Source organism: Phaeacidiphilus oryzae TH49 (assembly GCF_000744815.1).
GTDB lineage: Bacteria > Actinomycetota > Actinomycetes > Streptomycetales > Streptomycetaceae > Phaeacidiphilus > Phaeacidiphilus oryzae.
This window is the reverse complement of record NZ_JQMQ01000005.1, coordinates 5231912-5255620: the sequence shown is the minus strand read 5'-3', so window position 1 is coordinate 5255620 and position 23709 is coordinate 5231912. Positions and strand designations below refer to the sequence as shown.

At 70.8% G+C, this 23709-nt stretch carries 27 protein-coding genes; 2 read left to right on the top strand and 25 right to left on the bottom strand.

The features are described 5' to 3' along the window. Positions 1-3 precede the first annotated feature (3 nt). From BS73_RS27050 to BS73_RS26955, 19 genes are all read right to left on the bottom strand, one after another. Complete coding sequence (locus BS73_RS27050; protein WP_051940771.1) at positions 4-2238, bottom strand: hypothetical protein; 2235 nt, start codon at positions 2236-2238, stop codon at positions 4-6. A gap of 18 nt (positions 2239-2256) precedes the next feature. Continuing rightward, a complete protein-coding gene (locus BS73_RS27045) occupies positions 2257-2550 on the bottom strand; it encodes a hypothetical protein (protein ID WP_037576814.1) in 294 nt (97 codons plus the stop codon). Continuing rightward, positions 2547-7487, bottom strand: coding sequence for an aggregation-promoting factor C-terminal-like domain-containing protein (locus BS73_RS40485; protein ID WP_051940768.1), 4941 nt, complete (start codon positions 7485-7487; stop codon positions 2547-2549). The genes BS73_RS27045 and BS73_RS40485 overlap by 4 nt, the downstream gene beginning before the upstream one ends. Positions 7488-7505: 18 nt before the next feature. Then, on the bottom strand, positions 7506-7856 hold the full coding sequence (locus BS73_RS27035; RefSeq protein ID WP_037576811.1) for a hypothetical protein: 351 nt from the start codon (positions 7854-7856) through the stop codon (positions 7506-7508). 56 nt (positions 7857-7912) lie between these two features. Further along, positions 7913-8338 carry a hypothetical protein gene (locus tag BS73_RS27030; RefSeq protein ID WP_235215548.1) on the bottom strand — a complete coding sequence of 142 codons (426 nt, stop codon included), beginning with the start codon at positions 8336-8338 and terminating at the stop codon, positions 7913-7915. A 103-nt stretch (positions 8339-8441) separates the two neighbouring features. Continuing rightward, complete coding sequence (locus BS73_RS27025; RefSeq protein ID WP_037576808.1) at positions 8442-9044, bottom strand: phage tail tube protein; 603 nt, start codon at positions 9042-9044, stop codon at positions 8442-8444. 85 nt (positions 9045-9129) lie between these two features. Further along, the gene (locus BS73_RS27020; RefSeq protein ID WP_037576805.1) at positions 9130-9531 is read right to left on the bottom strand and encodes a phage tail termination protein; all 402 of its coding nucleotides are present in this window, start codon (positions 9529-9531) and stop codon (positions 9130-9132) included. Next, positions 9531-9857, bottom strand: a complete 327-nt coding sequence (locus BS73_RS27015; RefSeq protein WP_037576802.1) for an HK97 gp10 family phage protein — start codon at positions 9855-9857, stop codon at positions 9531-9533. Before BS73_RS27015 ends, BS73_RS27020 begins: the two co-directional genes overlap by 1 nt. Positions 9858-9870: 13 nt before the next feature. Continuing rightward, complete coding sequence (locus BS73_RS27010) at positions 9871-10137, bottom strand: hypothetical protein (protein ID WP_235215546.1); 267 nt, start codon at positions 10135-10137, stop codon at positions 9871-9873. A 95-nt stretch (positions 10138-10232) separates the two neighbouring features. Beyond that, the gene (locus BS73_RS27005; RefSeq protein ID WP_037576796.1) at positions 10233-10628 is read right to left on the bottom strand and encodes a hypothetical protein; all 396 of its coding nucleotides are present in this window, start codon (positions 10626-10628) and stop codon (positions 10233-10235) included. Between the two features lie 13 nt (positions 10629-10641). After that, positions 10642-11739: a glycosyltransferase family 4 protein gene (locus BS73_RS27000; RefSeq protein WP_235215545.1), complete on the bottom strand. Its 1098-nt coding sequence runs from the start codon at positions 11737-11739 to the stop codon at positions 10642-10644. A 1-nt stretch (position 11740) separates the two neighbouring features. Continuing rightward, complete coding sequence (locus BS73_RS26995) at positions 11741-12700, bottom strand: phage major capsid protein (RefSeq protein WP_037576793.1); 960 nt, start codon at positions 12698-12700, stop codon at positions 11741-11743. Positions 12701-12713: 13 nt separating this feature from the next. After that, entirely contained in the window at positions 12714-13328 is a 615-nt protein-coding gene (locus BS73_RS26990) for a hypothetical protein (RefSeq protein ID WP_037576792.1), read from the bottom strand. A gap of 64 nt (positions 13329-13392) precedes the next feature. After that, on the bottom strand, positions 13393-14166 hold the full coding sequence (locus BS73_RS26985; protein ID WP_037576790.1) for a VG15 protein: 774 nt from the start codon (positions 14164-14166) through the stop codon (positions 13393-13395). Next, positions 14147-15589, bottom strand: a complete 1443-nt coding sequence (locus tag BS73_RS26980) for a phage portal protein (RefSeq protein ID WP_037576788.1) — start codon at positions 15587-15589, stop codon at positions 14147-14149. Before BS73_RS26980 ends, BS73_RS26985 begins: the two co-directional genes overlap by 20 nt. Beyond that, positions 15586-17310 carry a terminase gene (locus BS73_RS26975; protein ID WP_037576786.1) on the bottom strand — a complete coding sequence of 575 codons (1725 nt, stop codon included), beginning with the start codon at positions 17308-17310 and terminating at the stop codon, positions 15586-15588. The genes BS73_RS26980 and BS73_RS26975 overlap by 4 nt, the downstream gene beginning before the upstream one ends. Further along, positions 17303-17740 (bottom strand): phage terminase small subunit, encoded by a 438-nt coding sequence (locus BS73_RS26970; protein ID WP_037576783.1) that lies wholly within the window; start codon positions 17738-17740, stop codon positions 17303-17305. The genes BS73_RS26975 and BS73_RS26970 overlap by 8 nt, the downstream gene beginning before the upstream one ends. 452 nt (positions 17741-18192) lie before the next feature. Beyond that, the gene (locus tag BS73_RS26965) at positions 18193-18432 is read right to left on the bottom strand and encodes a hypothetical protein (protein WP_037576780.1); all 240 of its coding nucleotides are present in this window, start codon (positions 18430-18432) and stop codon (positions 18193-18195) included. A 308-nt stretch (positions 18433-18740) separates the two neighbouring features. Next, positions 18741-18992, bottom strand: a complete 252-nt coding sequence (locus BS73_RS26955; RefSeq protein ID WP_152617739.1) for a MerR family transcriptional regulator — start codon at positions 18990-18992, stop codon at positions 18741-18743. Positions 18993-19200: 208 nt separating this feature from the next. Between BS73_RS26955 and BS73_RS26950 the strand changes: the two genes are divergently transcribed. Together BS73_RS26950 and BS73_RS26945 are read left to right on the top strand one after the other, a co-directional pair. Further along, entirely contained in the window at positions 19201-19836 is a 636-nt protein-coding gene (locus tag BS73_RS26950) for a hypothetical protein (RefSeq protein WP_037576771.1), read from the top strand. Further along, on the top strand, positions 19836-20411 hold the full coding sequence (locus BS73_RS26945) for an SPFH domain-containing protein (RefSeq protein ID WP_037576768.1): 576 nt from the start codon (positions 19836-19838) through the stop codon (positions 20409-20411). Before BS73_RS26950 ends, BS73_RS26945 begins: the two co-directional genes overlap by 1 nt. Before the next feature lie 9 nt (positions 20412-20420). Here the strand turns inward: BS73_RS26945 and BS73_RS26940 are convergent, their stop codons facing one another. From BS73_RS26940 to BS73_RS38390, 6 genes are all read right to left on the bottom strand, one after another. Beyond that, entirely contained in the window at positions 20421-21170 is a 750-nt protein-coding gene (locus tag BS73_RS26940; protein WP_037576765.1) for a DNA-methyltransferase, read from the bottom strand. Positions 21171-21494: 324 nt separating this feature from the next. Continuing rightward, positions 21495-21977, bottom strand: a complete 483-nt coding sequence (locus BS73_RS38395) for a hypothetical protein (protein ID WP_037576763.1) — start codon at positions 21975-21977, stop codon at positions 21495-21497. A 128-nt stretch (positions 21978-22105) separates the two neighbouring features. After that, positions 22106-22501: a hypothetical protein gene (locus BS73_RS36600; RefSeq protein WP_051940762.1), complete on the bottom strand. Its 396-nt coding sequence runs from the start codon at positions 22499-22501 to the stop codon at positions 22106-22108. Positions 22502-22642: 141 nt separating this feature from the next. Next, positions 22643-22987, bottom strand: coding sequence for a hypothetical protein (locus tag BS73_RS26925; protein ID WP_037576760.1), 345 nt, complete (start codon positions 22985-22987; stop codon positions 22643-22645). 85 nt (positions 22988-23072) lie between these two features. After that, on the bottom strand, positions 23073-23408 hold the full coding sequence (locus BS73_RS26920; protein WP_051940759.1) for a hypothetical protein: 336 nt from the start codon (positions 23406-23408) through the stop codon (positions 23073-23075). 66 nt (positions 23409-23474) lie between these two features. Then, positions 23475-23651 (bottom strand): hypothetical protein, encoded by a 177-nt coding sequence (locus BS73_RS38390; protein ID WP_161789710.1) that lies wholly within the window; start codon positions 23649-23651, stop codon positions 23475-23477. Positions 23652-23709: the final 58 nt, after the last annotated feature.

Below are 23709 nucleotides of genomic sequence, written 5' to 3'. Positions count from 1 at the left end.
CCGTCAGCTGCCCTGGATTCCGGTAAGCAACCCCAGCCCGCTGGCATACATCGCGAGGAGGACCTGCCCCGTGGCGGCCTCATTCAGCACCGTCTGGCAGGTGCGGCCAGCGGATCCGGCCAGTCCGCCGCCGGGCCGGTCGACCTCGACCAGCGGCAGCGTCCACGTGCGCCACGGCTCGGTAACCACCCCGGATCGGGCCTCGGTGCTGTCGCCGACCGACACATACATGTCCGCGTCCCAGCCGGTGCCCTGCGGGACCTGCAGCAGCAACACCGATCCGGCGTCCAGGATCCAGTCGAGGCGCTGCCGCTCGTCATCGGTGCGGGTGAACACCCCGAGGGAGCCCTCGTGCGGGCCGCGGACGTCGCTCACGATGATCGGCCGCTTCGCGCGGCGGGGGTCGTAGCGGGCGGAGCGGGCCGACCGGGTCCACGACGGCGGGGATGCGGCCACCAGCTCCATGTACCGGGCCGGCAGTCCAGGGTCCTTGAGGACGACCACCTGCGGGCCGGGCCCGTCGATGGTGATCGGATCAGTGATGTAGGAGAACTCGCCGGAGGCGCCGGAGGAGTACCAGGTGCGGACCTGCCAGCGCACCGGCACGCCGAGGGGGGCCTCGTAGTCGGTGACGATCGCGGTGGCTCCAGTTGTGGTGACCGCGGTCATGTCCCCGCCGACGCCGCGGACCGGCAGCAGGCTGCCGTCGGGGCCGATCCGCCAGATCCCCCATGTGTCGAATCCGTAGACGGTAAGCCCCTGGACGTTGATCTGGGCGGCGTATCCGGTGGGGAGCGCTTGCGCGGTGGCCGCGAGGCCCCCGGGGCCGACGACCATGCCATCCAGGGCGACCCTGGCGCCGGCCGCGCTTCCGGTGAGGGTGAGGGAGACGCTTACGCTCGCGCAGCCAGCCGGGGCGATGTCGGAGATGGCGCCCAGCTGCCAGGCTCCCACCCCAGCCGAGGTAACCGACCAGAAGCCGGTGGTGGTGCGCAGCACCGTGCCGGAGGCATCCAGCCAGCGCATAGTCAGGGTGTAGGTCTGCGGCTGTGAGGCGGTCACCGGAGGCGCCCACTTGTACACCGTGCCTGGGGTGACGGGAATGTCGCGGGCGAGGGTGAGCACCGGGTCGGAGGCGCCGGTGGCGGTGATGAGCAGCTGGTACCAGCCGTCCAGGGACGTGGACCAGTCCAGGGCCATGGTGGCGCCGCCGGTCAGCGTCCAGCCGCTGGTGTCCTGCTCGACGCTCTGCTCGTTGTAGGTGAGGAGGTTGTCGGCCTCCAAGAGCAGGGCAGTTGGGATGAGGCTGGCCTGGTCGACGTGCCAGACCTGGGAGGCTGCGGTCGCCTGCGGGCGCACGATCAAGCGCATGCCGGTGGCCTCGGCCGGGGCGGTGCCGATCACCTGGATCGGGGTCCAGCCCGTCGGCGTCCAGGTGACCGACGTCAGGGACATGAACGAGCCGTTGCTGTTGTACCACCAGATTTCGGCCTTGATTTGTGCCCCGGCCGCGGAGCCCTGCGGGTTGATCAGGACGCTGGCGATGTACTCGGTGCCGCCAGTCGCAGGCTGCATGACGGAGGCCCAGGCCTCGGTATCGCCGGCCGCCGTCGCGGTGACGGTCAGCGACCACCAGCCCTCCCAGGAGTCCGCGCTGTTGCGGGAGATCGTGCAGTTCTTGACGGCGCCCCAGCCGCTCGTGTCCTGCTCGACCGACTGGGTGGCATAGGGCAAGACGTTGCCGCTGATCGACTGCGGCAGCCCGAAACCCACGGCGTCGACCAGGGCGGCGGAGCTTGCGGCAAGGCCGGAGACGGTGACGGTGACGGCGGCGTAGGCAGCGCCGGCCGGGGCGGTGGCGATCAGGATTGCGGGCGGGGTGGTCCAGCCGGTGGAGGCCAGGCTCGCTGCCGGGCTGGTGCTGGTGGAGATCGCGGTGCCCCCGGTGGCCGCCGAGTACCAGGACACGGCGATGGTCGCCGTGTAGCCGGCGGTGACCGCCCCGGGGGCGTAGTAGGCCTCGGCGTAGTACTCGACGCCGGCGGTGACCGCGACGCGGGCTGCGATGGTTGCCGAGACCGCACCGGCGGTCGAGCCGCGGGTGAGCTTGAGGCAGTGGGTGCCGGCGTATCCGGCGACGCCCTGGCTGGCGGTGGTGGAGGAGCCCGCAGTCCACCCGGAGACGTCGGTCTCCATCGAGGACACGTTGGCGCTGAGCAGGTTCGTCGCGAGCGACACCGCGGGGCCTCCTTACTGCTACTCGGCCGGGGCGGCCGGCGCCGTCCCGGTGTCCTCGGAACTCCCAGTCCCGGAGCCGTCCGTGCCGGTATCCCCGGTGCCCGAGCCGTCGGCGCCCGGGTCCGGGTCTTGCGGGATCGGGTCGGTCGGGTTCGGCACCGGCCGGGACGGCGTCCTCTGCGGATGGGACGGATCTGTCGGCGAAGTCACCGGATCCGGGATCGGATCCGGGGTGAAGACCGGGAGATCTCCGGTCGGATCGGGCGCCGGGTCTGGGGTGCCCTCGCTGCCGGCGGGCGTGGCGTTGGTCATGCGGACTTCCTTCCTGCGGTAAGAGCGGCGGTGTGCCGCGTGGTCTCGGATTCGATCTCGCCGCGCACCAGGCCGAGGAGTTCGCCCGAGTCGAGGTAGAGCTGGCCGGTGAACTGGCCGCCGGCGCTGTCGCCGCCCTTGGTCGCCGCGGCGATCGCGGACCACTGGGAGTCGGTGAGGACCGGCTCCGGCTTGCCGGTTCCGTTGGCCACCAGGGACAGGCCCGGCGGGATGTAGCCGCCGGAGTCGTACCAGTTCATTGCGACCTCGTGCGCCCAGGCGCCCGCCGGCGAGCCGTACCGGCCCTTGATGTAGCTCAGACCCCAGCGTTCCTGCGTGGCCGGGTTGGTGCGCCAGTCCGGGCCGGCCGACGCCATCTTGCTCGCGGGGAGACTCTGCGGGATGCCGTAGGCGCCGCTGGAGGGGTTGAGCGCGTTCCAGCGCCACCCGCTCTCTTGGTTCCAGAGCTTGATCAGGGGCGTCATCTGGCCCGGGCCCCAGCCGTAGGACGGCAGGAGTTGGCGGGCGATGGCCTGCGCCGCGGCCGCCGAGGCACCATGCACCGAGGTGTCCCCGCCTGCACCGCCGGAGCCGCCGCCGAGACCGATCAGGCTCAGCAGGTGATCCTTCAGCCCGCTGATCATCTTCCGCGGGAACTGCATGACCATCTTGGCCCAAGGCGACTGCCCCGCCAGCCTGTTGACCGTGGACGTGATCGGGCTGGTGGCCTTCGTCCAGAGTTTCCCGGGGTCGGCGAGGATGTCGGCGGCCGAGGAGAGCCCGGACAGCAGCCCCTTCCCGAAGCCGGTGATGCCGCCCCAGACGTCGCCCAGGATCCCGCCGTCGGCCATGAGTTGGGTGCCGGCGGCCTGCCACAGCGCCTGCGCCCGACCCCGGTAGCGCGGGTCGGTGGGGATCACGTACTCGGGGTACTGCGTCCGGCCCTCGCCGACGATCGCGGTCGGCCGGTTGGTGACCATCGGCACGGCCGGGCCCCAGCCGGGTCCGACGGTGCCACCCGCGGCCAGGAGCTTGGGGGCGTTCGGCAGCTTCGGCAGGTGAACGACGCCCGCGATCTTGTCCCAGACCTCCTTGATCCCGTGCGTGTACACGGTGTTGATCACGAAGTTGACGGGCTTCTTGGCGACGTCTTCCAGCTTCCCCCACCAGGTGCCGATGAAGCCGACCGCGCTCTTGAAGGCGCCGGCCACGAGGTTGACGCCCTGGTTGATCAGCGAGAACGCGGGGCTGAGGCCGTGGTCCCAGAGCCAGGTGGCGACCGCCGCAATGGCGTGGAACTGAGGGCCGATCACGTGCTGATAGAGCCAGATGGCGAGGTCCGCGATCCAGTGGAAGGCGGGGTAGATGGCGTGCTGCCACAGCCACATGGCTGCGGCCCCGACCGCTGAGGCGGCGACCGAGATGCCGTGGAAGGCGGGCTGGAGGGCGTGCTGGTAGAGCCAGCCCGCCAGGGCGCCGATCCAGGTGAAGGCGGGCTTGATCGCGTTGGTCCACAGCCACGATGCGGCGGCCCCGAGCAGGTGGAAGAGGATCACAGCCGGGGTGATCAGCACCGTGAGGAAGATCGCGAAGAGGACCCGGGCGGCGAGGCCGATGAAGTTGAAGGCGGGCGCGATCGCGTTCTTCCACAGCCACACCGCGACCTGGCCGACCAGCTGGATCGCGGCCCAGATGAAGTTGAACGTCGGCTTGAGCACGACGTTCCACAGCCACAGGGCGACCGTGGCAATCCCGTGAACCGCGCCGTCGACGATGGTGCGGAACCAGGACCAGTGGTTGTAGGCGTAGATCACGCCGATGACCAGTAGGGCGACCGCCGCGATGATCGCCTCGATGATCGGCACGATCACCGTGCCCTGGATCGCGGCGTCGAACGCCACGGTCTCGTCCGTGGCAAACGCCGTGGCGGCCGAGTACGCGCCGATCGCGGCCGCGGCGAGCCCTGCGGCCAACTGGCTGGCCTTCCACACGGCCACCCCGATCCACAGGACCTGGATGACGCCCGGGTAGTTCGTGGCGAGCCAGCCGATGCCCTTGACCACGTCATCGACGACGGTCATCAGGGGACCGGTCAGCGGCGCCAGGGCCTGGGAGAGTGCCAGGGCAGCCTGGAGGATGTCGCCGACCAGCTGGCCCACGCGCGGCCCGTTGGTGGCGACGTAGCTCATGAAGGCCTCGAAGGCCGGGCTGCCCTTCAGCCCAGTCCCCCACCTGGAGAACTTCGCGGTCACGTCGTCGAGGAAGCCGACGAAGCCCTTGGTGTGCGGCAGGAATGCGTCGACCACCCCGGCCATGCCGGTGAAGACGTTGGCGAAGGCGATGCCGAGTCCGCTGATCGCCGGGCGCACGTTGCCGGTGAGGTCAACCAGGAACCGGTCCCAGAACGGGGACTTCACGTCCTTGCTGACGGTGCCTTCCAGGTCGGAGACGCCGGCCGCCGCCTCGTGCACCATCGGGGTGAACAGGTGGAGACTCCCCGCGGCGCCGTTGATCGCCCGGGTGAGCAGCGGCAGCACCTCCGGCTGCAACGCCGTCGACCAGGCCAAGTACTCGGTCTTCAGCCCCGTGAAGGCATGCATGAGGCCGACCGCGCTCGGACTGAGCTTCGCCAGCGCAGCCTGGTACTTCTGCTGCGCCGTGGACGCGACGCCGGCGCTGGACGCGGTCGACAGCTCAGCGGACTGGATCTGCCGCTGCGCCGAGGCGATCGAGTCCGCGGCAGAGGCCTGCGCCTGCGCCACCCGCTGCTGGGCCTGCGCGATCTGCTGCTGCCCCTGCACCCGGGCCTGCGCCGCGGCCTGCTCGGCGTCCGCCACAGCCTGGGTGCGGTCCCGCACCTCCTGCTGGGCCTGGGCGAGCTGCTGCTCAGCCGTCTTGACCGCCTGCGAGCCGGAAATGCCGGCCTTGTCCGCCGCGGCCTTCTGCTGGGTCAGGCGGCTGGTCTGGAGCTGCTGCTCCTTGAGGGCCTGCACCGCCTGGTCGTAGGCCAGCTGGTCCTTGGCGATCTGCTCCGCGGACACCTTCGCGCCGGCCGCCCGGTCGGCGGCGAGCTGCTTCTCGGCGTCCGTGACGTTGAGGACGTCCTGACGCTGCGACAGCTGCGAGTCGGCGAGCTGGTTGGCGAGGTCCTGCAGCTGCTGCGCGGCGTCCTTGCGGGCCTGGGTGAGGGCCTGCTGGGCCTGGGTCTCCTGCTGCTGCGCCTGCTGGAGAGACTCCTCGGCCTGCTGGACCTGCCGGTCGGCCTGCTGGACCTGCTGGGCCGCCGAGGTGCGGGCCTGGGCGAGTTGCTGCTCAGCCTGCTGTACCTGCTGGGCCCCGTTGCGCTCCGCCGTGGCCAGCGCCGCCCGGGCCGAGGCGAGTTGGATCGCCTTCTGCTGGGCCTGCACCATCGCCGACGCGCCGGAGTTCGTCGCGGTGGTGGACGCCTGCTGGGCTGCGGTCTGCGCCTGCAATGCTTTGCTGATGCCGGCGATCGCCGGGCCGGCCACCGCGGCGAGGACGCCGACGCCGGCCGCCGCGGCACCCGCCGCGGCCGCGATCGACCCGATCCCCGCCGCGGCGACCGGCCCCACCTGGATCGCCCCGATGATGGCCAGCTCCACGCCGAGCGCCGTCAGCTGGGCCATGGCCGAGCCGGTGTCCGCGCTCACCCGCACCGACGGGCTCTGCGCCCCCACCGCCTCGACCTCGGCCTGGAACGCAGCGAGCTGGGCTTCCGCCCGCGCGGCGTCCACCTGCAGATCGATCGAGGCGTTCTTGCCGTTGATCTCCGCGAGGGCCGCGCGGATCTCGACGACCTTCGCCAGGGCCGCGGCAGCGTCGATGTCCACCCCGACCCGGGCGGTGGACAGGGCCGCCAGGTCCGCGCGGATCTCGGCGACCTTGGCCGCAGCCGGATCGGTGTCCGCATCGACCTGGATGTCCGGGAGCGCGGCCTGCGCCGCCGCCACCTGGGCCCGCAGCCGCGCCCCGAAGACACCGTCGGCCGGCGGCTCGACATCGACCTGTACCTCGGGCTCTTCCTTGCTGAGCGCGTCGACCTGGGCCTGGATGACCGCCAGGGCCGCGATCGCCCGGGCCGAGTCGACCTGGACGTCGATCGGGGCGTCTTCGCCACCCAGGGCCTCCAGCGAGGCGCGGATCTCGGCGACCTTGGCCAGCGCGCTGGCCGCGTCGATATCCACGCCCAGGCGCATGCTGGACAGCTCCGCCAGGGACCCGCGGACCGTCTGAATCTTGACCAGCGCAGGGTCGGCGTCCGCGTCGACCTCGATCGTCGGCAGCGCGGTCTGCGCCGCAGCGAGCTGCGCTCGCAGCCGCGCGGCGAAGGCGCCCTCGTTGACCTTCGGTTCGACCTCGGGCTCTACCTTCTCCTGGCCGAGCCCGGCCAGCTCGGTCCGGACCGCCTGCACCTCGCTGAGGGCCTTCGCGGCGTCCGTCCGGATCACGATGTTCGGGTGGTCGGCGGAGACGCGCTCCAGCTCGGCCTGGATCGCCGCGAGCTCCGCCTCGGCATCCGCAGCGTCGATATCTACGCCGACCGACTTGCCCGCCAGCGTCTTCAGCCGCTCTCGGAGAGCCGCCAGCTCCTTGTCCGCCTCCGAGGTGTCCGCGTCGACCTTGATGTTCGGCAGGGACGCCATCGCGGCGCGGATCCGGGCGGACATCGCCCGGCCGAACGCGCCCCCGACCTCGTCGCCGCCCTTCGTCGCCGGCGGGATCGTCTTCGGGACGCCCTTCGGGATGGAGTCCTTCAGCGCATCGGTGATCGCGGCGGACACCCGATCCCCGATGATCTTCCCCATCTGCTCGCCGGTCGCGGCAGACGGCGCAGCAGTGCCTTCCTGCATCCGCTTCTGGATGCCCTTGGTGTTGGGGATGACGTCGACCTGGACGGTCCCGATGCTGATGGACACACGCCACCCCCTTCACCCTCACCCGGGCGGCGCGCCCGGCGTCCCGTGCATGAGCTCCCACAGCGCGTCGTAGGCGTGCTGTGGGATCGGCTTGCGCCGCTTCGGATCGGCAACTCCAGGCCGTGGCAGCGGCGTCGGCTTCTCCAGCCGCTTCGCCCCGTTGATCCGCAGCGTGTAGTACTCGATCCGGCGCAGCGCATCGATCACGGAGGCGAGGAGCATCTCCTGCTGCGACCAGCGGCCAGCCTCCGGATCCGCCGTCGCCCGCTTCTCCCGCTCCCCGGCCGGCAGTGCCCGGCGGATCGCGGTCAGCGTCGCCGACTCCGGCGGCAGGAACTCCAGCAGCACGGACAGGCGCCGCAGCGACATCCGGTCCCGCCACACCTCGCCGACGTCCAGCTGGTAGTAGCGGGCCAGGTCGGCCTCTACCGCCGCCGCGTGCTCCTCGAGGACCTGCGCGGCCCACCGAACTTTCCCCCCGCGGCTCCGGCGAGGGATTGCGCGTCCTGCACGAAAGTGGCCAGCTCGTCCTGGGTGGGGTCGAGCTCCTCGAACAGCTCGACGTCGTCCTCGTGCAGGACCGCCTCGGCGAAGGCGTCGAAGTCGCCCTGCCGCAGCGCGCGCATGGCCGAGTTACGCCAGACCCCGGCGTGCAGGACCCGCACAGGCTCACCGGCCAGCGCCACGGTGACGTAGCCCTCGGTGGCGTCGGCCTGCTGGGCCGCGGCGTCGGCCAGGGCCTCGTCCAGGTCGTCGACCTCCGGCTCCGGGGCGGGCCGAGCAGCGCGGCGTGCGGCGGCCGCCCGGGTGGCGGCGGTCGAGCGGGGCTTGGCGGTGCGGGTGTTGCTCATGGGCGCGAGCCTCCATCGTGAGCGGCGCGGGCGGACAGAGGTACAGAGGTGGGTGGACCGGGCCCGCGCCAGAGTCGGCCCACCCACCCGTCGAAGGGGGCGATCAGGAGTCGCCCGAGCCACCCGCCACCGGCAGGCGGTCGGAGTGGTACACCGTGCTGCCGGCGTCGTCCGGGTACGCGGTGATGGTCAGCTCGTAGCCCGACATCTCGTCCTGCTTGAAGGTGATGTCGTTGCGGTCGGAGACCTCGCCCTGCGGCACGTAGAAGCCGCGCATCGTGCTGCCGTCCAGGACCACGAACCAGAACGCCCGGCGGTCCGGCTCCGGGCTGCCGGTCTCGGCGTAGCTGGTGATGCCCTGCCCGTCCGCGGTGAAGCCGGATGCCGGGATGCGGTACATCAGGCTCATGGCGATGGGGTTGGCGGTCTCCCACAGCGTGGCCTTGAAGGTACGGACGCTCTTGGTGATGACGGTGCGAACCGGCGCGGTCAGGCCCCACGGGGTGAAGTCGGTGCTGTCCTCGGAGACTCCGTTGACGAGGCCGTCGTCGGAGATCGCGCCGAAGGCGGCCCACGGGCTGACCGGCTGCACGGCCGGGTCCGCCGGGGACGCACTGCCGGCCGGGGCGACCCAGCCGCCGCCGTTCGCTCCGACGATCGACAGGTCCGTCGCCCGCGCAATGGCGGGAGGGGTGGGTGTGGTCATGGAAGGTCTCCAGACATGCGAAAACCCCGCTGGTCACGCGGGGTTGGCGGGTTGGTGTGGGTCCGGCGCGGGCCCAGGCCGGCCGTCAGGAGACCGGGTGCAGATGGATCGCGTAGGTCGCACCGACCCGGCGCACCAGCGTGTTGGTGTACGGGCGCCAGGACGGCGAGGAGACCGTGACGACGGAGCCGACCACGGCCGTCGGCTGGGTGCTGCCGCGCAGCACCGTGTGCATCAGCCCGTGGATCCGCGCGGCGAGATTGGAGGCGGCCACGCGGTCCGCGGCGTAGGCGTCGATGTCGACCACGGCCCGGTCGAGCCGGAATCCGTCGTCCGTGCCCGTCGTCCGGGTCACCTGGATGGTCGGGAGCTGGTCGGCGAGGTCGTTGCCGAGCTCGGTGGTCACCACGACGCCCGTGCCGAGTTGCTCGCCGAGCCACGCGATCAGCAGTTCCTCGACGTCGACCGAGCCGACCGCGGCGCCCATCAGCCGCCCCCGGCCTGCGCCGCCCGGGCCAGCGTGTGGTGGGCCTCGACGTGGCCGTTGCCGTACTCCACGTCGGCCGCATACGGCGCGGTGTTGCCGACCGCGGCCGCCGCCCGGTCGTCCTTGAAGCCGCCTCGCGTGCTGCTCACGACCACGAACGACGAGCGGTAGAGGCCGCGGTGGGGGTCCCGCGGGCCGCCCTCCGGGGCGGTCTCCTCGGCCGCGGCCTTGATGAGCTCCGCCCGGCGCAGCATCTCTGCGCGCATCCCCTCCGAGCGCAGCAGCTCGCCGACGCCGCCCTTGTCCAAGGTGAACTTGTTCGCCATCCGCGCCTCCTTGTCATCCGTGCGGCCGGTCTGCGTCGAACTGCACCGGCCCGCGCAGCCCGCTGAAGGGGTTCCGGTCCCAGACCGACGGCTCTCCGGTGATCGGGTAGACCGTGCCGCGGATCCGGGCCTGGTCCGTCGTCAGCACCTCTGTGCCCGGCGGCGCGTAGACAGTCCAGCCGGTCGTCGTCGCATCCCGGCTCTGCTGCTCGGGGCCGCCCAGCGCCACCGTGACCTGCCGGGGCGTCACGACGCACTGCGCCACGTCGATCTCAGTCACGGGTCCGGGGATCGGTACGCCCTTCGCGTCTCGCCCGGGTGATGGGGCCTGCCGCAGCAGCGTGACCGTTTCCCCGGCCGGCAGCGGCCACACCATCAGCGCTCACCCGGCCAGACATCCTCGACCAGCGGCGGCCACGACGGCCACGGAGTGGCGTCCTTCGGCGTCGGGTCGATCGTGAACGCCCCGCCGCGGCCGGCCAACGCCTTCAGCGCCGTCTTGTCCGCCTTGGTCAGGTACAGGCCACCGGAGCCCTGCGGGCGCTGCACCGACATCGGCCCGATGACCTCGTAGGTGGTGGCCTGCGGATTGGTGTAGGCCCGGGAGGCGGCCGAGAGGACCACCGCGGCGGCGCCGTCCGGCAGCGGCGACACGATCGTCTTGCACAGGTCCTCGGCCAGGCTGATCAGCAGGTCCGCCCGATCGCCCTGGATCGTGTCCAGGTTGAGGAACAGCCCGAGATCCTCGGCGGTCGGAGTCGTGTACCCCACCAGGCACCTCCCCTCAGGGTGCGAGCGCCTCGACGGCCTCGCACCATGCCTTGAGCTCCGGTCTCGGGTCGAGCTCGGCAGAGCGCGCGCGGGCCCGCTCCGAGGCGGCCTTCCACTCTGTTTCGTCGCCGAGCAGCTGCTCCAGCGCGGCGACCCAGCCGTCCAGGTCCGACCGGTCCACGAAGACGCCGGCGTCGCCGAGGGATTCGACCAGGCCCGGAGTGGGCTGGGCGACCACCGGGATCCCCGAGGCCAGGGCCTCGGTGCCGGCCCGGCCCCACGACTCGTACCGGGACGGCATCAGCAGGATCCGCGTGCGCCCGTACACCGCATCCCGCATCCGGCTGCCCGCGACATGGTCGAGGACCTCGATGTTGTCCAGGCTGGAGTAGTCGACCTGGTCACCGTAGGCCCCGCGCACCGCCAGGAACTCGGTGTCGGGCATGCGCTTGGCGAGCCGCCGCAGGACCTCGCCGCCCTTGTCTGGGCAGCAGTTGATCAGCGTCACCCGATCCCCGGGTTCCGTCGCGTACTCCGCGGCATCGACCAGCGGCCGCACGATGACCTGGCTCTTCGGCCGCAGGCGGGCCGGGAACTCCGCGAAGTACACCTGCGCCTCGCGGGCCATCCAGGCCGAGTTGTAGACCGCCAGCGCTGTCTCCCCGGACGCCAGCGCCCGGAACGTCGGCGGGTGCGTGTTGTGGCAGACCACCACCAGCGGCGTGCCCGCGCCGCGAGCCAGCGCCCCCGTCGCGGGCACCGTCTCCAGGTGCGCGAGCAGCACATCGGCCGAGCGGACTGCGGCGGCGCCGTCCAGGCGCGCCTGCAGCGGCACCACCCGGACGCCGTCCAGCTCGTAGGTCTCGCGGTCCGGTGAGTAGCGGGTCAGCCACGCCTCGACCTGGTGACCCCGGGCGGCCAGGGCGCGCAGCAGGCTGTGCGCCATCCACTCCGCGCCCGCGTTGTGCCGCGGGGCGTAGGCGTGCAGGCGGGCAACGATCCGCAGCGAGCGGCCGGCGGGTGCGGCCGCCTCCGCCGGGACAGGGTTGGCGGCGGAGGTGGCCTTGGCGCGGGCCGCGGCCCCGGCGGGCCGCTTCGTGCGGGGCGGCACGTCAGGAAGCCTGCGGCGCGCCGAGGTACTTCACGAACGCCTCCGGCTCGCCCAGGACGAACCCGAAGTACGCCTCGACCAGCAGCAGCACCAGGTTCTCCTGGAACGCGGAGTGCACGGTGCCGGCCTCGTCGACGTAGGTCGCCTCCGTGGACACCTTTACGGAGATGTCCTGGCCGATTCCGAAGGCGCACTGCGACCAGTCGCCGCCGATCGCCCGCAGTCCGCTGTCGGTCGAGGACGACTGCCGGCGGTACTTGCCGGAGATCCCCGATCCGTAGGCCAGCGGCTCCCCGAGCAGCGTCCCGTTGCCCGCCGCGTCGGTACCGCCCGTGGTGGTGTCCACGAAGATCGGGCGGCCCTGGGTGTCGGTCGCGAGCAGCAGCTGCGGCTTGAGGCGCTTGTCCGCGACGAACCCGGTGAAGTCCCAGTCGTCCTCGGTGACTTCGGCCATGCCGGTGACCAGGTCGGCGTAGATGCCGCCCTTGGACTGCGCGGTGGTGCCGAGCGTGATGCTCTTCGTGGTGAGTGTCAGGTAGTCCTGGAACGGTCCGGCCGAGCCCTTCATGGTCTTGCCGTGGATCGCCGCGGTGTCGAAGGCCCGGCTGATCGCGGTCGGCAGGTCGTTCTGCAGCTGCTGGTACAGGCCGGCTGCGTTGGTCGTCGCGACCTCCATGGACACAGGCACGAGGGTGGCGACCTTCTTGCCGGTCATGGTCTTCACGCCCACGCCCCCGGAGGACAGCGGCTTCACGCCGCCCTCGGAGACCCAGTCGGCGGTCGGCACGTCCAGCGGGACCGGGATCGCGGTGGTGGCGTCCATCGCCAGCGGCACCCGCCGGGCCATCTGCATCACCGTGCTGGTCTCCAGCGCCTTCGCGAAGATCGGCGCCGTGATGGTCGGCGGCAGCAGGGTGGATGGAATGCCCGGCAGCTGGACCGGAGGGGTGGGCGTGGTCATGATCTACCTCAATTCAGCGACCGCGCCCCTTCAAGGCGCTGGTCAGGAAGTTGGCGAACTCGTCGCCCGGAGTTGAAGCGGTGCGCCGGTTGGCGCTGGACCCCTGCGCGGGATCCGGGGCGGGACGGCGCTGGCCGCTCGCCTTGGCCCAGTGCGGCTTGCGCTCCAGGAGCGCGGCCAGCTCGGTCTTGATGGCAGTGGAGTCGATCTCGCCGTCCGCGCCGAGGTAGGAGCCCAACTCGAGGGCGCCTGCGGCGTCGTCGGGATCCGCGAAGGTGTCCGCGGCGAGCACCCGGACCTCGGCGCGTACCGCACGGATAGCGGCGGCCTTCGCGCGCTCCTCGGCGGCCTGCTGGGCCTCCTGGGCCCGCTGCAGCTCGCTCTTCTGCGCGTCCTCCAGCTCCTTGGCACGCTGGGCGAGCGGCTCGGCGACCTTCAGCCGCTCTCGGAGAGCCTTGTTCTCCGAGTTGGCCTTGCGGATCTTCTCCTTCGCGCGCGCCTCGTCGAACGGCTCCTCGGTCGGCTCCGTCGGTTCGGCTGGCTGCTGGCCCTGCGGCTCCGTCGGCTCGCCCTCCGGGGGCTGCTGCGGCGTCTGCGGGGTCTGGGTGCCTGTCGGCTCATCGGGCATGAGCGGTCAACCCTCCAGGGGTCATGGGGTGGTGACGGGGCGCCACCAGGGCGCCTGTGGCGGTTCAGTTGGCTGGCTGGTGGACGTTGTCGGACAGCGCCCGGCGGAACAGGCGCAGCTGGTCACCGGAGTGGCCCTGCGCGTGCTCCTCATACAGCCGCCGCCACTCGGCGGCGTGGTCGGACAGCTCGAAGCGCTGCCCCTTGTAGACCGGGATCACGCCGCAGTGGCAGCTGTCGTGAGCCCGGAAATCAGCGGTCTCCTCGGAGCGGTAGACCATGCCCCGCGTCGCGAGCATCTTGCAGAACGCGCAGGCGCCGAGCGCCGCCGCGCGGGCCCAGCCGACCGCCTGCGGATCCTGGCGCACCGCCCGGACGACCGTGCCCCGGCCTGTGTCCGTCACCAGCTTCTGGGCCACGTCTTCGGCCTTGGCCTCCGCCGCATCCAGGCGAATCTCAAGCGGCGGGCGCTGCGCGGGCGTCGCCGACGGGGCATCAGGGTCGCGCGGCCACAGGTCCTTCGTGGCCCACCGCAGGGACGCCTCGACCTGCTCGGTCGGCGGCGGATCCAGCAGCGGCACCGTGAACTTGCCGGTCACCCGCGCGGCCAGGCGCTCGGCGTCGTAGTAGTCCGCGGCCAACGACGCCGATGCTCGGCCGTACTGGTCGACCAGGGCGTTCGCTGCGGTGATCCACGTGGGCACCGTCTGCTGCATCCGAGCCGGGACGATCAGCCGTCGGATCTTCCGCATGTCGCGGGTGAGCAGCAGCGTGAGGCCCCTCTGAGCCGCGCGCCACCGGGTGACCGCGGTGGTCGCGTCACTGATTCTCTGCGGCATCAGGCAGGCTCACCGAGTTGAGCTTCGCGATCTGCGCCAGGATGTCCTGCGTCGCCTGCTGGCCGGCCGCTCGCTGCTGCTCCGCGAGGACCTGTTGCTGCTGCGATGCCGTCAGGCCCACCATCTGCATGGTCACCGCGCTGTTCGGCTGCAGAACCCCCGCGGTCACCAGCTTCACCGCGGCGTCCGTCGAGGCCGCCACCGTCGGCGTCGCGGCGTTGCGCCACACTGGCTCGATCACCCGCGTCTTGTCCGGCGGCTCCCCCTGCTGCACCCACAGGCCGAGTCGCAGCGCCTGCACCCACGCATGCCCGAACCGCCGCTGACGCCGCTCCGCGCGCTTGATGAGCTGCGCTTCCGCGGAGCGGATCGCGTCCGCCGACGCCGGGTTGTCGCTGGTGTAGCCGAGGTAGTGCGGTGGCAGGCCGAGCTGCGTCGCCATGATCCGCGCATACAGGTCGATGATCTTCGTGTAGGCGCTCGGATCGTAGGCCGTGAACTGCCCGACCTCCGGGACGTTCCCGTCCTCGTCCCGCTCCAACGCCAGAACCCGGCCGATATACGTCTCCCAGGCGCCCTTCGGATTGCCCTCCGCGTCCTGGAACGCCTGCTCCGAGGCACCGAGGATGTACCGCTGCGGCGCCGCGAAGAACTCCCGCGCCACCTCCATCCCCAGCAGCGTCCTGCACGCCGCGTCCGTGATCGACATGACCTCGGGCGTGATCTCGCTCCGGCCCCACCGCTCCCCGGTACGCTGCCGGTTCGCCATCCGCACCACCGGCACGATCCCCAGGTTGTGGATGTCCCGGTCGATGACCTCCCAGCCGCCCGACGGCGACCGCACCGCCTGCACCGTCTGATCCGGCAGGTACAGCACCAGCAACTGCTCCCGCGGGCCGATCAGCCCCATCCACGGGGCATCGCACTCCCGCAGCGCCGCCGTGACCGTGCGGGTCCGCGCATCCCACATCACCGCCATGTCCCGTGGCGACTCCACACTGATCAGCGGCGGGCAGTCCGCGCTCCCGCAGTCCCCCGAACCGACCGCGAGGTAGCTGCGGCCGAACACCAGCGCATCGGTGTGCGCCAAGCTCGCCTCGTCGAACAGATCGTTCGCGTCGGCGATCGCCTGCAGATCACTGGAGTCCGCCCCGTCGACCCACCGGAAGCTGTCCAGGTCGAGGCGTTCCTCCAGCGCGGTGACGCCGATCCGCGGCCACCCCACCACCGTGTGCAGGCCCTTGAGCTGCGGCGGAATGGAGATCCCCAGGTCTCGGATGATCTGCTCGCCGTTGAAATAGGCGTCGAGCTCATCGAACTGCCAGCGCTCGAGCTGCAACTCCCCGCGCAGCATCTCGATCAGCATCATCTCGTCCGGCGACAGCTGGTCGAGCGTCAGCAGCTCGGGAGCTTCGATGGTCATCGCAGCACCACCACCCTCCCCTTGCCGCGCGCCTTCGCGCGCTTCTCCCAGGTAGCCGAGGTCAGGAGCGTCCGGCGCAGCATCCGCGCCCCGATCGCGCACACCGCCAGGTCGATCTTCCGGGCGGACTCCCGGTGCTCCTTGCCGATCGTGTAGCCCCAGGCATTTGTCCGCCGCCGGGCGTTCGCGACGTGCTGGCGCAGCACCCGGTGCCCGTCATGCAGCAACTGGCGTTCCAAGACGTCCCGGTAGAACCGGTCCACGGCCTCCGTGAACGCCTGCTGCCGGCGCCGGTCGCGCATGTCCCACAGCACGGCGTGCCGGTTCGCCCCGCCCGTGACCGCCTTCACCTTCAGGCGCTTGCCGTAGCGCTGCGCCCACGCGTCGATGTAGCCGTCCCAGTACCGCTCGCCATCCGCATCGTCGTGGCCCGAGCCGGGGTCCGCGAAGAACGCCAGCGGCCGGTACTCGGCGAAGGCGCGCTCGACCACCCCGTCGACGTCCTCGCGCGGCACCCGCCACGGGGTGTCGTCCGGCCAGTTCGCCGGCCGCTGCCACACCCCGAGCGTCACGACCAGGCCGTCCGAGACCCGGCAGCCGACCAGGCCCGTCGCGTCGTCGCTCTTCGAGCCGTCAAAGAACAGCACCAGCTCGTCGCCGGAGGCGAGCTGCAGGCCCTCATGCGGGCATGCATCCCACTCGTAGGGCGCCAGGAACGCGTCCTCCGCGGCCACGATCTGGTTGAACCAGAACCGGCGGGAGCGCGAGGGCGGGTTGCGGATGTCCAGGATCGACGCCTTCAGCCGGTCGATGTCGAGCCACACCGAGTCCCCGCGCACCGCCCGGAGCGTCGGCCCGATCCATTCCTCTGTCAGCAGCGCCTCCGCCGGCGCCTCCAGCGAGTCGTAGAACAGCCCTGTGTCGGCCGCCCGGCCAGACCGCGCTGACTCCCACGCCTCTCGGGTCCGCTCCGCCACCGAGTCCTCGCCGGGCTCGTAGGCGTTGGTGTCCGCCAGCGTCCGGGCCTGCCCGTCCGCGGACTTGGTGGCGTTGCGCTCGATGACCGCGGCCATCTCGTGCCCGCCGTTGGACTCTACCCAGTGGTGCGTCTCGCCCATGGACGTGAAGGTCGGCCGACCGCCTTCCAGCGCCCTCGGAGAGGACGTCACGGCCTCGATCCGGGCCCGCCCCTTGTCCGCGTAGATGATCTCCTTGCCGAGATCGATCCGGAACTCCTCGAGCGCCCGCCTGGTGAAGATGGACGGGAACAGGGTCATCGTGTTCCGCGTCTGGTCCTGCGAGACCGCCGCGATCTGCACCCAGGCCGCCGGATGTTGGGCACCGACCGGCTGCCCGGCCGGGATGCCCCACGGGTTCCCGGCCTCGGCAATCCCCCCGAACCGGCAGGGCCCGACGAACTCGAACGCCGACCAGGTGGCCTTGACCGGGTCCTTGCCCCAGCCCTTCAGCCGCTGCAGCACGCCGTCCCGGTAGAGGAACCGGTGGCTCACCGGGTCCATGGCGTACCACCACAGCGTCAGCCGGGCCTGCTCCGAGGTGTACCGCCATGGCGCCCCGACGTGATGCTGCAGGTAGGTGCCTGTCCAGGCGAGGCACTGCCAGCCGAGCGTGAAGGCCGGCAGCACGAACTTCCCGTCGGGGCCGCGGCGCCAAGTCGGGCCGATCGCTACGGGCTGGACGACGTCCGGGACGTCAGCCACCGATCCGGGCCTGGTAGTCCGCGATGGCGGTCACGCCTGCCGGCGCCTGCTGCTCCGTGGACTGCCGGGCCAGCTCGATCCGGGCCCGGCGCCGGTCGCCCTCCGTCGTCAGCAGACGCGCCATCACCGCGTCGACTGCGGCGACCAGTTGGCCGTTCGGCATCCGCTCCGAGGACAGCATCCGGGACATCAGCTCGGCCGCGTACCTGGCGACCGCCCAGTCCGAGGCCTGGTAGAACGCGGCCTGACCGGACTCGCGGAGGCTGAGGTACCAGTCGGTGGCGATCGGGTGCCAGTCCGGATCCGGGTCCGGCAGGGCAGGCAGGTCGAGCGGCGGTCCAGATGGGGCCTGCGCCAGCTCGGGGCCCTCGTCTCGGTTGCGGCGGCGGCGCTCCTCTGAGCGCTTCGGGATGGGGCCTCGTGCTCCCACGGTGACCTCCAGGGTCAGGGCGCGCCGCCGGGGCGCGCGGGCGGGATGATCAGCGACCAGCGATCATGCCTCCAGGGCATTTGCGCAGGTCAGCGGTGTTTGTGCTGGTGGGCGGCTGGATCATGGAAACCCGTACAGGAGGTCAGGTGCTATACGGCCCCGATCCGCCAAAACCCCAGGTCAGGGGCATCCCCCCAGGGCAATGCGCATGGCGACCATGGATCTGTGCTGGTCGGCGCCTTGATCGCCAATGAGATCTATTTGATCTTGCTTTCTTGATCGCATTTCTTGTTGATCAAGAAGTTCCTTTGTGATCACTTCGCTTCGCGCATTCGCGCAACGATCAACGCCTCGCGCGAGCGATGGTCGGTCAGCCGGTGACCGTGACGCTGCCAGGCAGCATGTCCGCCCAGCCGGCCGGAGCCGGACCAGCCGGGCGGGCGGTCGGTGGGTCAGCGCTTGCGGCCGCCACGCAGGGCCTTGGCGTGCTGGGCTGTCCACATGCCGGTGGCCGCGTGGTGGCGGAGTGCGCAGTAGCCCTTGGCGCGCGGGCCGAGGTACTTGGACAGCTGGCTGACGCAGCGGTTGAAGTCGCCGGGCGCACCCCAGCCGATCTTGGCTGCGCCCTTGCCGTGGGTCCAGTAGTCGCGGAGTGTCTGCGCGTTGCCTCCGCGCCGTCGTGTGCTGGCCATGAGGGTGCCCTTCTGGCGCGGGCGCTATCGGAGTCCTGGATGTGGCTCGTTGGGCCTCAGGCGCGGGTTCTGCGGGCGCCGGCCTTCGTTCCCTTCACGGCTGGACTTCTGTCCGTGGCAGGGGCCGCAGACGCCGCGCAGGGCTGAGTCTCCGTGGTCGTCGGTCTTGGCCTTGTGGTGGTCGACCTGGGCGGATGGCCGGACGCCGCAGATGGTGCAGATGGGGTCGCGTTCGAGGATGCGGGCGCGGATCTTGGGCCAGCTCGACGGGAGTCGGCGGCGGCGGTCTGAGCCTGCCCAGCGGCCGCTCATGCCGCGGTCCGGCGTGGCCGGTCGGGGTGTTCGGGCGCGTAGGTGCGGCGCACCAAGGGGTCACGGCCAGAGCGCTGGCGGGTGGCGTACTCGACTTCCGCAGCGTCGTCGTAGCGGTAGAGCGGCCGGCCGAGGTGGTCAAGGCCGGCGGGCTGGAGCTTCTCGCGCTGCTTCCACTTCCGAACGGCCGAAGGTGAGACGCCGAGGCACTCGGCGAGCTCGGTGGCGAGCATCAGGTTGCCGTCCAAGGACACCTCCTCAGACGTGCGAATGCCCCGCTCGGTGGCGGGGCTGCCTGGGCATACGTGTGGTGCTGGCAGCAGCGTGACATGAGTGACGGATCTTGCGCAAGCGGCGGGGGGATGTCGCGATGGGGTTACGGCGCGGGGGTCGGCAACTGGAGCTGACTGATGCTGCGTCAAGATGGCGGAACCGCATCGTATTTGAGGGGGAATCATGAAGATGGGGAAGTGTGCAGCGGGCGTCGCCGCAGCGGGGATTCTGGGTTTGGCGCTGACCGGCTGCGGCAGCAGTAAGCCGAGCGTCACTCCGGCGATCGCGCCGGCGAGCAGCGCCTCGGCGTCCACGGCGCCGGCCTCGCCGAGTCCGAGCGCGTCGGCTCCGCTGGCTGCAGGGCACACGGCGACGGTGACGATCGTCGAGCAGGGCGCGTCGTTCTTCGCGAAGACGAAGTACCAGGTCACGGTGCTCGCGTTGAAGACGGCGACGCAGGTGACGGACCACTCGGATGACTACACGGTGACGGCTGATCCGGGGAAGCGCATGGTGTGCGTCGATCTGCGAGTGAAGAACGTCAGCTCGGGCTCGGCGAAGGGCCACCTGAGCCCGTTCGACAACCCGTCGTGGCGGGGAGACAAGGGAGATCTGTCGAGCGCGGACACGGTCGGCGGGGTCGGCTGCGACACGCTCGGCATGTCCGATGAGGACATGTCCGGCCAGCCGGATCCGATGCCGGGCGAGACGGTATCTGGGACGCTGATGGTCGAGGTGCCGAAGGAGTCCGGCCAGTTGGTGTTCTCCAACGATGACGCGGACCAGGAGCGGGTGTTCACCATCCCGGTGAGCGCGTAATGGGTTGGCCTGACTGGGGCGACGTCCCGACGTGGGGAGCAACGCTCTTCGCGGGCGTAGCGGCATGGGCGGCCTACCGGACGCTAATAAGCCAGCGTAATCAGATCGGTGAGCAGCGGGAGTTCATCGACGAACAGGCCGAGTTGATGCGGCGCCAGTCGGAGGTGCTAGAGCTCCAGCGTGCAGAGCTTGCGGCCGATGCGGAGGAACGTCGCATGGCCCAAGCACGCATGATCGAGATGAAGGCTTCGAGGATCGGCTCCGGAAACGCACGCAACTGGTCGGTTAGCGTGGCCAACCGAAGTGATCAACCGATTTACGACGTCATGGTCAAGTTCGGCTCGGCCTATCTCGCAGCGGGTTGGATCGCTCATGAGACCGATAGGCCCGCGTTGACTTCGGGGCCGATGGCGACGCTTGGTCCCAGGCGACCTGTGGTCTTCAAGTCGTCGCGGATGGATCAATCGACGTTGGACATCTCGCACCCCGTGGCCTACTTCACCGACGCAGGAGGTAGGCGGTGGGCTCTCGATGAGCACGGGACGCTGAGCGAGTCGTCCGAGCCGATCGGCTGACCGCGGATGCTATTCGCCTTCGGGCACGAGGGTGAAGTCCTCCTGGGTGAGCCGGAGTCGGTCTTCGGCCACTGCGGCGTAGCGGGCGGACAGCTCGATGCCGACGAAGGATCGTCCGGTGGCGAGCGCCGCGGTGCCGGTCGATCCGGACCCGGCGAAGGGGTCGAGGATGGTGCCGCCGGGCGGGCAGATCTGCACCAGGTCGCGCATCAGCTCGTCGGGCTTCTGGGTGATGTGGCGCCGCTTCGTGCCTCGCGGCTGCGACGCGGAGAGGAGACCGTCGAGGTAGACCGGGTTCCGGTCCGCATCCACGCGGCCTTTGCTGGCCCAGAGCACGTATTCGCAGGAGCGGCGGAAGCCGCCGCGCGCCGGCCTGGCGATGGGCTTGTGCCAGGGCACGATGCCGCGCCAGGTCCATCCGGCTGCCTGGATCGCGTCGGAGGTGATCGGGAGTTGGCGCCAGTCGGTGAAGACGAGCAGCGGGCCGCCGGCGCGGGCGATGCGGTAGCACTGGCCGAGGACGAGGTTGAGCCAGGCGAGGTAGCCGCGTTGGTCTCGGCTGTCGCCGTCGAAGTCGGGCAGCTGGTGTTGGGCGTCGCCGCTGACGTATTTCCCGCGGGCGGTGTCGCTGGTGCGTTGGGCCGCGGTGAGTCCGCCGGAGTTGTAGGGCGGGTCGGTGATGGCGGCGTCTGCCGAGTTGGTGGGCAGGGTGTGGAGGACGGTGAGGGCGTCGCCGCAGTGCATGGTCCAGGTGGGCATGATGCCTCCGTTGCGGGTCGCGTGCGCCGGTATGGCGAGCGAGTCGGTGCTTCGGGGCATTCGGAGGGCTTGCCGTCTTGAGGCGGCCCGGTAGCCGGATGCTCGGCCGATCATGCCCTGATTGGTTCGTATCAAAACTATGCGCGAACCGATCTGCGGGGCGGTGACCTACGCCAGACATGGCGAGGGCCTGCCGCACTGTGGGATGACAGCAGACCCTCAACTCGCAGCGTAGCGTGGCTACTTCTCCTGGACGGCGTGCGGACCCACTCGTCTGCCAGGGCACACGCCTCCCACCGGCCATGGTGGGTGCGTGATCTATGTCTACGCGTGGATGCGGGTCTGGATCTGGGTGGCGAGGGTGTCCATCTGGGTCATGCCGGTGGTGAGCTCGACGAGGGCTCCGCTCTTGCCGCCGTTGCAGTCGGTGGCGCCCTGGTGGAGCTGGTCGAGGGCGCGCTTCCACGAGGCGGCGATCGACGCGTCCGGCGGGGCGGGGGCCTGTTGGGCGGCGGTCACGGTGGAGTCGATCGTCGAGCAGTCCATCGAGTCGGCGCTCAGCGCGTGTGCGCCGTCCTTGCTGAGCTGGGTCTGCTCGGTCAGGAAGCTCTTGAACGCGGTCGTGCCGGTGCTGGTGTACCAGGTGGACAGGGTGGCGCCGGCGGGGGCGGCGGGGTTGCTCGCGGTCACGGCGGGGCTGCCGGTGATGTCCGGGTGGGTGTGGGGGGTGCTGCTGGAGCAGGCGGCGAGGGTGAGCGCCGCAGCGGCGAGCACGGCGCTCGCGAGGGGACGCGTGGTCGTGGGCATGACTGCCACCGTGGCAGGCCCGAGGAACCGGCGAAGGCGATGTGATGATGCCGTGACATGGTGAGGGCCTGCCATACGGGGGATGATGGCAGGCCCTCGGTGTGGAGCGTAGTGGTTCTGGTGGCCGGTCAGCTGAGGATTCCGTGGGCACGGTTCCAGGCGACTGCATCGTGGTGGGCCTGGATCATGCCCCATACCCAGAAGCCGATGACCCCGATGATGCCGACCAGGAGGAGTGTCAGGACCCAGGAGATGATGTAGCCGATGAGGATGATGGTGCCGAGCATGGCATTGCCGCTGATCATGGATCCCAGGCCTGGGATGAAGAACGAGGCGAGGACGGCGACGCCGGGCGATTTCGGCAGGACCTGGGCTACTGGCATCTGGGGCGCTGGCGGTATCGGGTAGGCGCCTGCCTGCCGGACGTCGGGCAGGTATTGGGGCTGCGGCGTGGCGGCCCATTGTTGCGGGTGGTGCTGCTGCCCCGGCTGCGGGGGCAGGTAGGGCGGACGTTGCTCGGACATCGTGTCTCCTCGGGGGCAGACGTTGTGATGCATAGTCACCAAACCTTCACGTTTGGTGGTAGGGATACCGTCTCAGAGCGGCGCCGCACAGGTGGGTACTTTCCACGTTTTCCCGTTGAGCCTGTGCGGCCAGGATGGCGTTCAGTGCCGCTTTTTCTCGGTTTTCATCTGCCGGTACAGCCCGTAGAGGACGAGCACGGAGATGGCGATGGCTACGGCGGCGATGGCGAGAGCGACGGCGGCGAAGCTGACCGCGATGAGGACCGCGCTCACGGCGCCGGCGACCATGACCCAGGCGAAGACGTCGCGTGGGTCCAGGCGTGCCTTGGGCGCGTAGTGGTGGTGGATGACGACGGGTGTGCGGTCGTTCTGGTCCCAGATCGGCTGGCCGTCGGTGGCGATGCCGATCTGTCGGGGCCCGGCCGGCGGCGCAGGCCGCTGTTCAGCGGGGCCGGGTTGCGGCATGGGCGGGTAGGCGCGGGGCATGCTGTGGGTCTCCAGGGTTCGTGGATTGGACTCGGGGGCCCGGGGCGGTCGACGGCTTGGCGGCAGCGGCCGCCCCGGGGCGTATCTACAGGCCGGCGCGGCGTATGGCGCGCTCGGTGTCGCGGACGCGGTCCTCGGCTTTCTGCCGGGCCTGCTTGGCCGTTCGGCGGTCGTCGCCGTGGGCGGCGCGCTCGGCCGCTCTCGCGGCGGCCAGCTCGTTCTTCGCGGTCTCGTTCTGCGCGATCAGGGCAGCGGCCTCGTGGGCGCCGCGGTCGGCGGCACGCTCCTCGATCTGGTCGAGCTCGCGGTTGATGCCGGCGTTCACGGCGTCGACACCGGCTATGGCCTGCTTGGCACCGCGGGCGGTCAGCCACAAGCGGCGGCGCTTCTCAGCGGGGGTGTACACGCGGTACTCGGTCACGACGTGCTCCTATCGGTCGGGGCGGGCCCGGGCACAGCACGGTGGCCCGGGTGCGGCGAGTGGGGGTCAGCGCGGCTGCTGGCCGTAGCTGACGCCGCCCTCGCGGCGCATCTGGTCGAGGACCTCGTTCATGTTCTGGTGGTAAGTGGCGTGCTTCGGGTCGCCGGCGGGGGTCTCGGCGGCGAGCTTGGCGGTCTCGGTCAGGTAGGTGCGCATGTCGTCGGCGCTGGGGTGGCTGGGCACGGTGGGCTCTCCTCGGTGAGTGAGTCGGGGCGGTGTGCTTCGAAGGGCTGATTCCGCG